Below are 12,367 nucleotides of genomic sequence, written 5' to 3' on the forward strand. Positions count from 1 at the left end.
TGTGGGAGAAGCTGCTGTTACCCGTTGTTGAGTTTAGGGAAGAACACTTCCCCATAAAGTAGGGCTGTATTCAACATTGTAACCGCATTCAATCCTCTCAAAAGAGTAAACTGAAACTTCATTGTTTATACGTCATCGTTTATATATACCTGCGAAGAAGATTTCACTTCACTTTGTTTTCTTTGTGAGGGTGCTTATATTAAACAATAATAATACTCTGATGGGGCGGCCCCACCCGCCCCAAATAAAAAGGAAGGAGGTGTAACCATGAAATGGTGCTTGCTTTTCAAGGTGATTCTACTTGCCTTGGAGTTTGTCCACTGGCTCTGCTGTTAGAGCCAGTGGGAACCGGGCCTGGGCCCGGTTCCCTTTCAATGTAACAATTTATATTGAATATAAATGATTTTCCACTCTTAGTTTTCCACTCTCAACTTCAGAAAGGTTATAACGTTAGAATCAAAATCTCTACCGAAAAGATAACGAGAACTGCAAGCGTGAAGAGAAGCATCAGCCCTACCGTGTAAAGAATCTCCCTAAGAGTAAGGCATTTCATACATCTTCCTCCTCAGGGACCTGACTTTCCACTTGAAGAGGAAAACAGTCAGAAGCGGTATGAGAAGGGTGGCCATTTCAATCTTCTCCGAGAAAGCGTTCATGATGAAAACTGCAAGGTAGTAGATTAGCCATTGGGCGTTTTCGGGAGTTGCACCGTACTTGTAGAGGAGAACGGCCAGTATCCCGAGGATACTACCGGCGGTTGTCAGCATAAGGCCGACGGCGTTGATGTAGTCTTTTCGTGTCAGGAACATTAGACCCAGCCCGAGCGAGAACAGTAAAACTGCTCCTGCAACGATTCCGATGTGGAAGACTTCAAAGTGGCTCTGGATAAAGTCGTAAACTCTGGGCAGGAGCCAGCTCATAACTCCTTCTCCCTTGAGGCTCACTATTACCATTCTGACTATTGAAAGCAGCAGGAGAACCGTAAGTCCAAGCCAATAGCCCATGAGGAAGTTCTTCACCCTTACGAAGAGATACCCTTCCGGGTAAATGATGTACCTCTTTATGAACATTACAGGGACGGCAGAGAGAATGGCCGCCGTGGCAACGGTTACGACTATCTTGTACGCGGGACTCTCAAAGAGGAGCTTCTCAACCCTCATAGAGTCCGGACTGTATTTCACCCAGAACTCTATTATCAGAAAGAATAGGAGGGCTGCCAGAGAGGTTATGTGGAAGAAGAACGCCACGAATATTCCCTCTCCCTGGAGTTTGAACTTCAGGGGGAGAGTAGCGGACTTCTCTCCTTCTCTTATCGGCTCACCCAGAAGGCTCTCTTTGAAGAGCAGGTCGTCAAAGTGGGCAACGATTCTCAGAAAGCGTTTTTCTTCCTTGTTCCTGGGCTTTTTGTATTCGAGGTTCTCCTCTATCGCTATCCGTCTTGCCTCTTCGTCGTGCACCCGATTACCTCCACCGTTTTACCTATCAGGTAGGCGAGTCCGAGCGCTCCGATAGCCGCTCCTATGTAGAGGAAGTCCTTTATCAGGTCGATTACGGCCCACCAGAAAAGTGTAGACTCGGGAATTATGAGGCTCCCGATACCCGAACTCCCGGTACCCGAACAAACGGGGAGGCTCTCCTTCCACCTGTTCAGTTCGGGCGTTAGGAGAAAGGGGAGAAGTATCAAGAGAGAAAACGCCGGAACCAAGTATCTCTCCCTCATCTTTCCTCCGGGCTGAATGGGTATCTCGTCAGGTAAACGATTCCTTTTTCAGAGTCGACTATCACGGTGATGTCCTCGCCGGTGGCTATTTTGAACCTGCCGCACCTGTAGAAGGCCCTGTTTGCCTGCTCAACAAACGGTAGTATGCGCCTTATGTCTTGCGGGCCGTAGGCGTAGGAGTTCTGAATGATTAGTTCGACCTGAGACAGGCAGGTTGGGTAGGGAAGCTCCCTGTAGTGCGGTTCCTGCCCGCAGGAATTGCACGCTCCGTAGGAGCTTCCGGCTATCACCAGCCCCGCAATAACTGCTATTGCGGCACTTCTCACTCCCACTGTATCACCTCCATAATAATTATAGGGACGAAACCTATAATTTAATAGACAAAGCGACGGGGCAAAGCTGTGAAGAGAGTTCTGCTACTTGTATTGCTGTTGACGGTTACGGCACAGGCTAAGGATTTCAACTACGGCCTGTGGGGAGATAGGGCGCAGGTGGAAAAAAGGCAGCAGGTTAAGAAGTCCGTGAAGAGCGTTCCTGCGGGCAGGAATCACAAAGAAGAGACCTTCTCCTGGCAGGACTTCCTCCCTGAGAACCTTCCTCGTCCCTTCCGGAAGCTCCTTGAGAACCCCTCTCCCGAGAACGTCCGCAAGTATTGGAGAGCCTACGAGGAGTTTGTCAGTCGTGTGGCCGAAGCGGAGAAGCAGGTGAGACTGCTTCAACTTGAGTTTGCCCGCAGGATTTCTTCAAAGTATCAGCTCTACTACTTCTTCTCTCCCTCCTGCCCTGCATGCCGCCGCTATTCCCCGCTCCTTTTTGCCTCTCTGCTCCGGGAAGGTTTCAACCTTCCCACTAAGGCCTTTGTCGTCGGAGACCTCAACAGCGGCAGGCTCTTTGCGGCGGCACTCGGAATAGCAGAGGTAAGGCAGGCTACTCCGGAGCTTCTGTCTCAGCTCGGAGTATCTGCTCTTCCCACGGCCGTTCTACTTGAGGGAGATAGGGTTGTGGCAGAGCTGACCGGAGCTGAGGTTCTGAAGCTCGTAAACTTCCTGAAGGAGAAGAGAGATGAGGCGATTGAGTCTTCTGTTGACACTTCTTCTAACCGGTAGTGCCTTTGCAGACCCGTTGACGGGTGTCAAGGGCTTTGAATACAGGGCTTATAGAACCTCTCCGCCCTCGAATATCGCAAACCTGAAAATCGGAACGAGCAGCCGGCTCTCGTGCGACGCGCTCGGTTTTACAACAGACTACTCAGCCGTCTGGGACAACGTGAAAAACATTGCCGACACGGTGGTAAGCAACAAGAAAACGCTCCTTTTGGGAGCTGCTCAATACCTACTCGCAAAGGTGGCTCCGTCCCTGTATTCCGTTCTTGCCAAGCTGAACTCCATGGCAGAGCTTGCCCTCAAGTACAACTTCGACGCTTGTGCCCTCTACAAGAAGGCCCAAGAAGAGGCGAGTAAGAACGGTAAAGGGCTTGAGGGACTGTGCATGTCTGTTGTCGGAGACCCTGACATATGTTCTGCCCCCGGGAAGGCCCTTGAGGCCGTTTTCGGCAAACGTAAGGTTGACGTAGTTGACGAGATAGTCAAGGACCCGGATACGGCCGACCTCATAAAGGCCGTGATAGGAACCGTTGTCTTTGAGGCCAACGGAGGTTCTCTGGAGACCTCCTACTACTCTCCCGCCTGGCACCTTGCGGACGTTTACTCTGCCTTTTACAAGACCTACTACGACAAATACCGGGAAATAGCAGAGAAGATTCACGACGGGAAGCTCTCGGCCGACGAGTACTACAGGGACTACGGGCCCTGGATAACGGTAGGCGGGGAGATTGACCTTAAAAAGGTGAAGCTCACCTCTTCCGGAATCGACCTGACGGACGCAAAATACGGGGGCTATCAGATACCCTACGACTTCTTCTATCAGGTTGCCCACTTCAGTCCGTCGGTGGCTTTCGCCTATGTAAATCAAATGGCCCAATACGCTGCCGCTCTTGACCTACAGAGCTTCCTCTCCGCCGTTGAGGAGGCCCTGTCTGCGGGTAGCAACTCTACCGGTAAAGGGGGCGTTCTCGAAAACAAGGCCCTGCTGGACAGGGTAGAGAAACAGTACCGAACCTTTGCAAGTAGCTTCGGTCAAGCCAGCAGAAGGAACATCATTGCCCTTGAGCAGTCTGCCGCCGAGAGATACAGAACCATGATTGCCGATTCTCTGAAAGTTCCATCGACGGGAAGGAAGCTCATGGAAGCTATTATGCAGGGGCCGGGGTAGTCACAGCAGTCTCTTGAGGTCGTTTGCGAGCCCTATAAGAACAACTGCTGCAAGTAGAGCGAGCCCGATTAGGTTGAAAACGGCTCTTGCGACCGCCGGCACCGGTCTGCCGCCCCTGAGAGCTTCCGCAAGGTGAAGCAGAATCGCTCCACCGTCGAGAACCGGTAGCGGCAGCAGGTTAAAGTAGCCCAGTTGCAGGCTAATAAAGCCTGCATAAAGCAGTAGGGCGGTGATTCCTTGGTGAACGGCCCTCTGAAGCTCCTGGGTTGAGAGTATCGGCCCGCCGATACTCCTCAGGGATACCTTGCCGGTTGCAAGTTTGTAGAGCGTCTTAAAAAAGAGTGCAGACAGCTTTGCGTACTCCTGCAAGCCTTTCTTCAGAGCTTCAGGAAGCGGGTAGCTAACTTTCCTGTAATTCAGAAAAACTCCCGAGATTCTTCTGTGGAACTTCTCCATAAAGACGGGCTTGAGCGTTACGGAGAGCCCCTTGCCGTCTCTAAGAATCGTGAGTTTAACCTCCTTGCCCGATTCCACGGCCTTCTCAAAGAGACTCCAACGGAACGGCTCTCCGTTGACCTTCAAGATTCTGTCGCCGCTCTTTATTCCGGCCTCGTAGGCAGGCGAACCCGGTAAGACTTTAACGACTTTCGAGTCAGGAATCACCACTCCGGAGAGGTAAACTGCCGTGAAGCAGATAACGGCAAGCAGCAGGTTCATCAGCGGCCCTGCCAGGGCTATTACTATCCTCTGCCACGGAGGCGTGTCGGGGCTTTCGTTGGCCGTTTTAACGTAGCCGCCGAGGGGAATCAGGCTTACTGCAAATTCCGTGTCGCAGCAGCGGAACTTCAGTACCTTCGGCCCGAAGCCTATGGAGAAGGTCTCCACTCTCACTCCGAAGGCCCTTGCGGCTATGAAGTGGCCGAGCTCGTGTGCAAGTATCAGAAGCTCGAGTATTGCAAGAGCCACAAAGATACTCATAGAAACCTCCCTTGCGGTCGGAAACCCTGCTTTTCAACTTTAGTCGGGGGTAGTTGACTGCCTACCTTCAATTTGTAGGCTTCCGGAGCTGCTTTCCTTAAAGTCCCTTAAACTCCAGCCTCTCCACCGCCTCAAAGAGCTCCTCATCAGCTATCCCTATATAGCCGGCGGTGGTGTTCAGATTGCTGTGCCCCATTAGAGTCCTTATTACCTCAGGCCTTACTCCCCTCCTCGCAAGCTCTGTTCCGAAGGTGTGGCGTAGCCTGTGGGGGTGGAAGTCGGCTATTCCTACTCTTTTCCCAGCCTGCCTGAGCTTTCTGTATAACCTGTAGTAGGGAGAGGAGCTCCACTTAAAGAGGGGGAAGAGGTTGAGGTTCTCCTCTATCTCCCTGCTTACTCCTGCGGGCAGAGGCACGACTCTCTCTTTGCCCCCCTTACCCTTTACTCTCACAATCAACCTGTTCCCCTCCCTCTGAAAACTGAACTTACTCAGGCTCAAGACCTCGCTCGCCCTCAAACCTGCGTAGGCCATCAGCAGGGCGGCGAGGTAGGCTTCCTTGTCCTTTTCCTTCAGGTAATCAAGGAGCTTCCGAAGCTCCTCCCTTGAGATGGGCTTGGGCTTTTTCTCCTTTGGCTTTGGTAGGTTTCTCCTTGGAATGGAAGGCAGGGTTATTCCCTTGACTGCCTCAACGAAGTCCCTGAAGTTGCTCCAAGCAGCCAAGCTCTGCTCTACCACGCTGGGAGAGTGCTTTTGTAGGGCGTGGTAGAGGAGCTCTTTCCCGGTCTGTCCCTGCAAGTCCTCAACTGTTTCGGCTCCCAAGACCTCAAGGGCTTTAATCAAGTCCCCCACACGCTTTTTATACATTCGGTAGGTGTGGGGACTCGTGGAATTGTGCAGGGCAAGGAGCCAGTCGGTATAGAGCTCTGAGAGCTTCATCTGTTCTCTACTCCTCAAAACAGGTAGATTGCCTTTCCTCCTTCAGGTTCCCAGACGCCAGACACTCCGTAGTAGATTACCGTCTTGCCGTTGCAGTCTAACTGCACTCTGTTGGGCTCGTCGGGGCAGTATTGGGCTTTTACCCGGTAAAACCGCCTTTTCTTCTCTAACAGCTCCTCTTCCTTTTCGGCCGTGTAGCACTCTTTAGGAAGCTCCCTGTCAATAGAGAGCCAGCCTTCCTTGTAAGAGTGGCACAGGTAGTAGGAGTAGCCGAAGAAAACGGCCGTGGCTACTCCCAGAAAGACCCAGAACGCTGACCAGAGAACCTTATCCATTTCTCTTCTCTCTTTTCCCGTATTCCGTTTCAAGCCACTTGCCGAAGGCGTAGGTAATAAGGCTCACGAAAAGGGCTATCACTAAAGGTAGCGGGTGAGAGTTAGGAATACAGAGCTCTATCACTCCCATAAGGCTGAACAAAACCACTCCCTCAAAGGCTACTTTCTGGAGCTTTCTCCCCATCAGGTAGCAGTCGTCCCTTTCCCTGAAGTCCAGCACAAGAAAGGGAAAGAAGATAAGAACCACCCCCAGCGTCGTCTGAAAGAGGAGTGCAGGCAGGTGCGGTTGGGAAAGCAGGGATTGGGGAGCAAGGAGTATCGCCCCGAAGGAGACTAAAAAGGCCATAAAAATAGCACCTTCCCTGCACATTACTAACCTCCCAGCACGATTGTTAACTGCCCAACGGCCACCGCTCCTATTCCCCACCTGCCCAGCGGGGTTATCCTTGAGTTGAGCTTCAGGTCTCCCGCAACTGCCGCAGTCCCGCCCAGCACAAAGAGCCCTCCCAAAAACACGGCGGGGGAGCTCTCAAAGAGCCCCTTTGCTACCGCCGCAGTTCCCGCCGCAACCTCAATCAACCACAGGGCTGTGGCAGTTCTCCCAAGCTCCAGCAGGAATTCCAAAGCCTCCTTCTCCTTCACCTCTACCTCTAAAACGGCCTTTCTCTCTTGAGTTCTATTCCTGCTCCTTTCAGGTTGTCCTTGTGCCACACGGGAATACCAAGCCCCTCAAAAAACTCCGTAGCCCTGATTAAGTCCGTCCCCTTCGGGAGCTTCAGGGGGTTAGTTTGAGCCCCGAAGATTACCCACCCGATTTTCCTTACCTCTCTCCCCTTTGGAGCTCTCCACGGGGCTAAAAAGGGCTCAAAGCTCACAAAGAGGTTGGGAGTGTCAGCCTTTACAAGCTCCCTTACCCTCTCTTCAAGCTCTTTAGGATTTGTAGCCGAAATTCCCAGCCACAGGTTTGGGGGGAGCTCCCTTCCCTTGAGAACCTTGAGAGCTCCCTTTGGCCTTTTGGTGAGGATTAAGAAAACCCTCTCCCGTTCCTCTTTAATTCTCTCTAAAACCTTCTCCGTCCATTCCTCTTTCCAGTCGGCCAAATCGCTCATTGAGTTAACAAAGATAACACGGCCTTTAAGAGGGCGGGAAAAGTTTTTAGGTAGCCACACGGGTTTAAACTCCTTGAGCCTCTCGGCCTCTTTCTGGGAAAGCCCGTTCCACCTTGCCACCTGTCCAGAAAACCTTTTGGCGAATTTACGGGCGTAGCAGAAGGGACAGGAGTAGGTGCACCCCCAGACGGGGTTCCAGACGCTATCCGTCCAGTCAATCTTGGTGGTCATTTTCTACCTCTTGGAGTTCTTTTTTCAGCTCTTTCCTTATTCCTTCAAGGCTAACTTTCCGGTAAACTGGGTCTTGTGCACGGTTGCCCTGTAAAAAAACGGCTGTAGAGTAAGAGTCCAGTTCCTCTGGAGAGGGAATAAAGGTCTGAACCAGCTCCTCAAAACCGTTCCTTATTAGTCCCTCTTTAAGAGAGGAGATTGCACAGGAAACCAGCGATACCTCACTTGACCTTGCCATTTCCTCTATCGTGTCCTCGTCAAGGCCGATAAAGTAGGCGTAATCCCTTTTAAGACGACGGAATTCGTTATAGTTGAGCCGCAGAGTTGAGAGGGTTAAGGGAAATACCAGCCAGTCGGGGTTCTCCTTTTTGACTTTCCTCATAAACCTCAACCAATTTTTGACACGATTGAGCCTTTTCCTCTCAAGGTCTTTAACCTCTACCTCTGGCAGGGGCTCTGTAAGGGGAGTAATTCTGGCGGGAGTTAGAGGATAGATGGGTTCTAAATACTCCACTATGTCCTCGGTAGAGCCCTGAAGAACGGGAGCTTTCCAGACGGTATTAAAAACCTCAGCCGGCTGGCACTCCCACGGAGAGTCGCAGGTTGCCCTTTCGGGGTAAAAAACGACTATCAGGTCTGACGCTCCTTTGATTAGAAACTGCCTTCCCTCAAGAACATCGTAGGGGTGCTCCATTCCTGCGAAAACCGGAGCAAGGAATACTTTTTCTCCAAAATCAAGGTAAATCATCTTCTTACCTCCACGTTCAGTTCTCCAACCAGCCTGCTTATTTCGTTTACCGCCTCTAATGCCTTCTTTAGGGGCATTTCTGGGGAGAGCTCTCCAGCCTTTTCCAGTATCAGTTCCTTCAGCCTCTCCCTTTTCCACCTGCGGTAGGCCTCTCCGTCTCTGACGGCATTCCAGAAGACCTTCTCTATCCTGCGGGCAAGGTCGGGAGAGGCACTTACTCCCTCTTTCAGCTCTACTACAAGTCCCTCCAGTCCCTTGTGGTAGAAGAATTCCTCTACTTCGTCTATCTCCTCTACTACACGGTTGCAGGCAAAGGTGTAGAGGGAGGAGGGAAGAGTTCTCCCTTCGTATCCTTCGTAAAACAGTCTGAAAACTTCATTGTGGAGTTCTCTGGACAGGAGTTTCTCCGCCATTCCTTTCCTCCTTTTTAAAAGAATTCTTCAATTACTTTCCAGTTTCCTTTGGTAGCACTCAGAGAAAGCCTGTTCCAGTTCCCTTTTGAGTTTACTCTGGAGCTTATCGCCATACCTACGAGCAATTATTTCGCAGGCAGATTGGGCAGAGTCGTAGTCAATACTCTTGTCCTGTTCCTGGATAAAGTTTATACAGGCATCTTCTATGCTTTGCACCAGATTTGGAAGTGCTTCATATAAGTAGTCCGCCTCTGTCTTGATGAGGCACATCTTCGCATCTGCCAGAGTTTTACTTTGAATACAGTTGCAAAGGGCGTTCACGGCCTTTTCCTCCAGCTTTGGCCCGTATTTTTTAAATTTCATTTCTATGAATTTCTGATGCTGGAGGATTTTTTCCGCTTTAGCTGTTTTTTTGATGTTTACATAGATGAGGCCTGCGTAGATTGTTGCGGTTATTACCGTAGCAACAAAGACAGCAGAGACAATTGAGGGTTTTGCCCGCAGCATCTTGCCCTCCCATAACTACGGTTTTGGCTCAGGTTTTGGAAAATATTCGAAGGGCGTGTCAGATAAGTTCCCTTATCTGACGCTCAATATAATGCCCACCTGTGCAGGTGGCAAGTGTTTCGATGTAGATTGAATAAAAACTCTAAACGCAGATGTAAGTTAGAGAGACCAACGCCAAATATAATGTTTGTTGTGTTCATCTGAACAGGAATTGGACTTGACGCTGTTCGCCGTCTGGAATAGAATTAGAGGTAGAGGACAGGAGCAGGGAGGCTGAAAGCGATGAAAACGATTCTTCTTTCTGGGCCAGCTGGGGCGGGGAAAACCGCCCTCGCTGAATACTCAGCCCGCCAGCAGGGGGCGGAGCTTATTTATTACCTCTGCCACGAGTGGAGCGTGGCAGAGGATTTTCTTTTTGAGATTTCTATCCCGGCTGTGGCCAAAACCATGGCCGGGATAGAGACGCCCTCCAGCTTCTACAAGGAGGGTGTATTGGCGAGGGCACTCAGGCTCTCGCAGAGCAGGAGGGTTGTTCTCCTGCTGGACGAAATAGACAAGGCGTCCAGCAGGATTGATGCCCTCCTGCTGGACTTTCTTCAAAACGCCCGCCTCCCGCTCCCGGAGGGCGGGTTTCTTTTTGGTAATCCAGACAACTTACAGGTCTGGATTACCAGCAACGGCCAGAGGGAAATCATTGACCCTCTGGCCCGCCGCCTTTTTAAGCTGGAGCTGGGCTTTCTGCCCGCTGAGGTGGAGGCCCAGCTCCTCGCTGGAACGCCGTCGGAGTTTTATCTTGACGGCGTTCGCCGGTTCATACTCCGCTACATGGAGTATGAGCCGGTTATTTACGAAGCTCCCACCCTGCAGAAGTTTGTGGCAAAGGTGGGTGCTTATATTCGTTCAAAGGGGCTGGATATAAGCCTCTTTGAGCTAAAACAGCTCTACCTGAATCTCCCGGTGTGCGAGAACCGGGAGGAGGTAGAGCTTCTCGTCAAGGGCTGGCTCTGCCGTAACGAAGAGTATGAGCTGGCCCTAAAGGAGAGGTTTGTCGGGCTTGCCAATCTGGCGAACGCTCTCCTTGACCTTTACAGGAGGGAGGCGAAATGAGGAAAGTAGTAGAAAAAGCTCTCCCTTCAAAGTGGAACGGGCGGTGGGAGCTTCTCGCCGCCGCCCTGAGAGAGGTCGGAGAGGAAGTTTCCCCGACCTTTTTCCTGATTTCAGAGGGCCTGACGGTCTCTTATAGGGGGCTTGAGTTTTTCTTTGTTCCCTTTGGGGAGACTATCGGGTATTTCGTTACGGTGGCTTCACCTGAAGACCACCGCAAAATCCAGAGCCTCCTGAGCAAGCTGTCTGCTTGGCTCAGGAGGCACGAGGAGGGCCGCCGTCTTCACAAAATAGAGGACGATACCGTCGTTGAGTCTTCCTCTCAAACCTGCGACGACTGCCACGGCGGCGAGTCGCAGGCAAACGAAGTTGAGGGCGGAGAGGCCCGCCCAGAGGGCCAGAGAAGTGAGGGGGTTGAAAACAGTAGTGCACAGCAGCCCTCTCACTCCTCTGGCTCGGGGCGCGGGGAGGCTCTGAAGGAGAGGCATTCGCCTTCGTGCGAATCTACCTCTCCGGAGGAAGCCGAACCGCCCGGGCCAGAGGCGGGGTTGGGAGGAGTCCCCGATAGAGGCACCGACTTCTCCTTAAAGTCTGCATCAGCAGACTTTAAGGATAGACTCGTCGGTGCTGAAACCTCCCCGTCGTCCCTCTGGAGTTCCTCAGAGACCGGCGGCTCTGAGGAGCTTAACTCCGCCCAAAAGGGTGCAGAGGAGGGCGACGATGAGCTTACCGATGCAGGCGAGAGAGAGGGGGAGCGGGCTGGCCAAGAGGCAGAGAGGCCACCCGCCGGTGAGGCCAGTTTCGCTCACTCTCAGCAGGTTGACCCTGCTGAGAGTTCCAACCCCTCTGAGGAAGATTATACTTCCTCTCTCATAGAGGAAGTTTTGAATATAGAGGTTGAACCCGCCCGTGCACCGAGGCGGGACTTCAATCTCCCCTATCTTACCGAGCCCAGCCCGCTTGAAAGGTGGGCTGGTAAGGTGAATAAGAGGAAGTTCAGGGCCCTCAAAAAGATATTCAAGCGGGCTGTGGATTTCGTCTCAAACGGGAGGGCCACTCCCAGGATTGACTCCAAAAAGGCCCTCCTGAACATGCTCAAGGGCCGTTCTCCATACACGGCCTTTAAAACTGACATGGAGAACGGCCGGCTTCTGCTGATGGTTGATGTTAGCGGGAGCATGCACTCGTTCCTTGACCTCGTTCCGTATTTCGTTGAGCTTGCAAAGCTCTGGAGGGACGAGGTCATTCTTATCATCAACGAAAATGCCTTTCCTGCCACCGTGGTAGTGGACGGCGTTGAGGCTACCTTCTGGGAGTGTAGGTGGGAGAAAGTTCACCTGTTCTACGACGAGCTTATAAGGAAATACAACATCAAGCTCGTCGTAGCCCTTACGGATTGGGACGGAGTTTCAGTTTACAGGAAGCTCCTCGAAAAAACTCCGGCCCAAATGGTGGCACTTGATACTTACTGCTGTGCCACCTACGATAAGCCGATTAAGCCCAATCCGGGGAGCTTAGAAAAATACCTCCCAAATGAACTCTGGGGGGTTAAAGATAAAATCGCCTACTGGTATGCAGTAGGCGATTGGGACGGCGTAATCACCGTTCTGAATGAAGAATTGTAGGAGGTTGCTATGAAAGTGCCCGCAAGAACAAACGACCTCGTTGAGGTTGCCAAAGTTAAAGTGCTCAAGGGCGACCCGTTTGAGCTGAAGTTTGCAATCAGGACTGTTGCCCGGGAGAACTCCCTTTATCACCAGCCCGTAGAGCTTGTTATCGGCGGCAGGCCTGTGAGCCTACCAAACGCTCCCAAAACACTTGGGCAATGGCTTTTCGGCCTGCCAGACTACGCAGGCCATTATAGGCAAAGGGTAGAGGGAGACGAGGTTGTTATCCTTGCTCCTGACCTGCCTGAGATGAAAGAACTCCTCTACGGGGCCCTCCAGAAGCTCAAAGAGGAGGGGTTAGTTGAATGGGGGGCAAGATGAATGCGGCATTCTCTACGACGCATGGG

General features: G+C 51.9%; 17 protein-coding genes. 5 read left to right on the forward strand and 12 right to left on the reverse strand.

Going from position 1 to position 12,367, the window contains the following annotated elements; translation table 11 throughout:
• Positions 1-533 precede the first annotated feature (533 nt).
• The 3 genes from THEAM_RS08955 to THEAM_RS08965 are packed head-to-tail and all read right to left on the reverse strand — an operon-like array spanning position 534 to position 2,052.
• Positions 534-1,457, reverse strand: coding sequence for a hypothetical protein (locus THEAM_RS08955; protein ID WP_013524917.1), 924 nt, complete (start codon positions 1,455-1,457; stop codon positions 534-536).
• On the reverse strand, positions 1,430-1,720 hold the full coding sequence (locus THEAM_RS08960) for a hypothetical protein (protein ID WP_013524918.1): 291 nt from the start codon (positions 1,718-1,720) through the stop codon (positions 1,430-1,432). The genes THEAM_RS08955 and THEAM_RS08960 overlap by 28 nt, the downstream gene beginning before the upstream one ends.
• Positions 1,717-2,052, reverse strand: a complete 336-nt coding sequence (locus THEAM_RS08965) for a hypothetical protein (RefSeq protein ID WP_013524919.1) — start codon at positions 2,050-2,052, stop codon at positions 1,717-1,719. Before THEAM_RS08965 ends, THEAM_RS08960 begins: the two co-directional genes overlap by 4 nt.
• 69 nt (positions 2,053-2,121) lie before the next feature.
• Here THEAM_RS08965 and THEAM_RS08970 point away from each other — a divergent pair, with 69 nt between their 5' ends.
• Both THEAM_RS08970 and THEAM_RS08975 read left to right on the forward strand, forming a co-directional pair.
• Complete coding sequence (locus THEAM_RS08970; RefSeq protein WP_013524920.1) at positions 2,122-2,826, forward strand: thioredoxin domain-containing protein; 705 nt, start codon at positions 2,122-2,124, stop codon at positions 2,824-2,826.
• Positions 2,783-3,991, forward strand: a complete 1,209-nt coding sequence (locus tag THEAM_RS08975) for a hypothetical protein (RefSeq protein WP_013524921.1) — start codon at positions 2,783-2,785, stop codon at positions 3,989-3,991. Before THEAM_RS08970 ends, THEAM_RS08975 begins: the two co-directional genes overlap by 44 nt.
• On the opposite strand, the gene THEAM_RS08980 is transcribed toward THEAM_RS08975, so the two are convergent.
• The 9 genes from THEAM_RS08980 to THEAM_RS09020 form a co-directional block, all read right to left on the reverse strand.
• The gene (locus THEAM_RS08980) at positions 3,992-4,969 is read right to left on the reverse strand and encodes a M50 family metallopeptidase (protein ID WP_013524922.1); all 978 of its coding nucleotides are present in this window, start codon (positions 4,967-4,969) and stop codon (positions 3,992-3,994) included.
• A gap of 97 nt (positions 4,970-5,066) precedes the next feature.
• Complete coding sequence (locus tag THEAM_RS08985) at positions 5,067-5,906, reverse strand: tyrosine-type recombinase/integrase (protein WP_013524923.1); 840 nt, start codon at positions 5,904-5,906, stop codon at positions 5,067-5,069.
• 14 nt (positions 5,907-5,920) lie between these two features.
• The gene (locus THEAM_RS08990; RefSeq protein ID WP_013524924.1) at positions 5,921-6,241 is read right to left on the reverse strand and encodes a hypothetical protein; all 321 of its coding nucleotides are present in this window, start codon (positions 6,239-6,241) and stop codon (positions 5,921-5,923) included.
• Positions 6,234-6,611 (reverse strand): hypothetical protein, encoded by a 378-nt coding sequence (locus THEAM_RS08995; protein ID WP_013524925.1) that lies wholly within the window; start codon positions 6,609-6,611, stop codon positions 6,234-6,236. The genes THEAM_RS08990 and THEAM_RS08995 overlap by 8 nt, the downstream gene beginning before the upstream one ends.
• A 2-nt stretch (positions 6,612-6,613) precedes the next feature.
• Positions 6,614-6,883: a hypothetical protein gene (locus THEAM_RS09000; protein WP_013524926.1), complete on the reverse strand. Its 270-nt coding sequence runs from the start codon at positions 6,881-6,883 to the stop codon at positions 6,614-6,616.
• 8 nt (positions 6,884-6,891) lie between these two features.
• Positions 6,892-7,581 carry a DUF5131 family protein gene (locus tag THEAM_RS09005; RefSeq protein ID WP_013524927.1) on the reverse strand — a complete coding sequence of 230 codons (690 nt, stop codon included), beginning with the start codon at positions 7,579-7,581 and terminating at the stop codon, positions 6,892-6,894.
• Positions 7,565-8,329: a hypothetical protein gene (locus THEAM_RS09010; RefSeq protein ID WP_013524928.1), complete on the reverse strand. Its 765-nt coding sequence runs from the start codon at positions 8,327-8,329 to the stop codon at positions 7,565-7,567. Before THEAM_RS09010 ends, THEAM_RS09005 begins: the two co-directional genes overlap by 17 nt.
• Entirely contained in the window at positions 8,326-8,742 is a 417-nt protein-coding gene (locus tag THEAM_RS09015) for a hypothetical protein (RefSeq protein ID WP_013524929.1), read from the reverse strand. Before THEAM_RS09015 ends, THEAM_RS09010 begins: the two co-directional genes overlap by 4 nt.
• A 27-nt stretch (positions 8,743-8,769) precedes the next feature.
• Positions 8,770-9,249 carry a hypothetical protein gene (locus tag THEAM_RS09020; protein ID WP_013524930.1) on the reverse strand — a complete coding sequence of 160 codons (480 nt, stop codon included), beginning with the start codon at positions 9,247-9,249 and terminating at the stop codon, positions 8,770-8,772.
• Between the two features lie 282 nt (positions 9,250-9,531).
• Here THEAM_RS09020 and THEAM_RS09025 point away from each other — a divergent pair, with 282 nt between their 5' ends.
• The 3 genes from THEAM_RS09025 to THEAM_RS09035 are packed head-to-tail and all read left to right on the forward strand — an operon-like array spanning position 9,532 to position 12,341.
• Positions 9,532-10,356 carry an AAA family ATPase gene (locus THEAM_RS09025; RefSeq protein WP_013524931.1) on the forward strand — a complete coding sequence of 275 codons (825 nt, stop codon included), beginning with the start codon at positions 9,532-9,534 and terminating at the stop codon, positions 10,354-10,356.
• A complete protein-coding gene (locus THEAM_RS09030) occupies positions 10,353-11,978 on the forward strand; it encodes an ICP22 family protein (RefSeq protein ID WP_013524932.1) in 1,626 nt (541 codons plus the stop codon). The genes THEAM_RS09025 and THEAM_RS09030 overlap by 4 nt, the downstream gene beginning before the upstream one ends.
• Before the next feature lie 9 nt (positions 11,979-11,987).
• Entirely contained in the window at positions 11,988-12,341 is a 354-nt protein-coding gene (locus THEAM_RS09035; protein ID WP_013524933.1) for a hypothetical protein, read from the forward strand.
• Positions 12,342-12,367: the final 26 nt, after the last annotated feature.

The sequence above is a fragment of the Thermovibrio ammonificans HB-1 genome (genome assembly GCF_000185805.1).
Classification (GTDB): Bacteria; Aquificota; Aquificia; order Desulfurobacteriales; family Desulfurobacteriaceae; genus Thermovibrio; species Thermovibrio ammonificans.

What these genes read in the sequence shown, in the direction of transcription:
- THEAM_RS08975 (WP_013524921.1), top strand. Translation starts at nt 2,783, where the DNA reads ATGAGGCGATTGAGTCTTCTGTTGACACTTCTTCTAACCGGTAGTGCC.
- THEAM_RS09015 (WP_013524929.1), bottom strand. Translation starts at nt 8,742, where the DNA reads ATGGCGGAGAAACTCCTGTCCAGAGAACTCCACAATGAAGTTTTCAGA.
- THEAM_RS08980 (WP_013524922.1), bottom strand. Translation starts at nt 4,969, where the DNA reads ATGAGTATCTTTGTGGCTCTTGCAATACTCGAGCTTCTGATACTTGCA.
- THEAM_RS09035 (WP_013524933.1), top strand. Translation starts at nt 11,988, where the DNA reads ATGAAAGTGCCCGCAAGAACAAACGACCTCGTTGAGGTTGCCAAAGTT.
- THEAM_RS08960 (WP_013524918.1), bottom strand. Translation starts at nt 1,720, where the DNA reads ATGAGGGAGAGATACTTGGTTCCGGCGTTTTCTCTCTTGATACTTCTC.
- THEAM_RS09010 (WP_013524928.1), bottom strand. Translation starts at nt 8,329, where the DNA reads ATGATTTACCTTGATTTTGGAGAAAAAGTATTCCTTGCTCCGGTTTTC.
- THEAM_RS09025 (WP_013524931.1), top strand. Translation starts at nt 9,532, where the DNA reads ATGAAAACGATTCTTCTTTCTGGGCCAGCTGGGGCGGGGAAAACCGCC.
- THEAM_RS08990 (WP_013524924.1), bottom strand. Translation starts at nt 6,241, where the DNA reads ATGGATAAGGTTCTCTGGTCAGCGTTCTGGGTCTTTCTGGGAGTAGCC.
- THEAM_RS09005 (WP_013524927.1), bottom strand. Translation starts at nt 7,581, where the DNA reads ATGACCACCAAGATTGACTGGACGGATAGCGTCTGGAACCCCGTCTGG.
- THEAM_RS09030 (WP_013524932.1), top strand. Translation starts at nt 10,353, where the DNA reads ATGAGGAAAGTAGTAGAAAAAGCTCTCCCTTCAAAGTGGAACGGGCGG.
- THEAM_RS08995 (WP_013524925.1), bottom strand. Translation starts at nt 6,611, where the DNA reads ATGTGCAGGGAAGGTGCTATTTTTATGGCCTTTTTAGTCTCCTTCGGG.
- THEAM_RS08985 (WP_013524923.1), bottom strand. Translation starts at nt 5,906, where the DNA reads ATGAAGCTCTCAGAGCTCTATACCGACTGGCTCCTTGCCCTGCACAAT.
- THEAM_RS09020 (WP_013524930.1), bottom strand. Translation starts at nt 9,249, where the DNA reads ATGCTGCGGGCAAAACCCTCAATTGTCTCTGCTGTCTTTGTTGCTACG.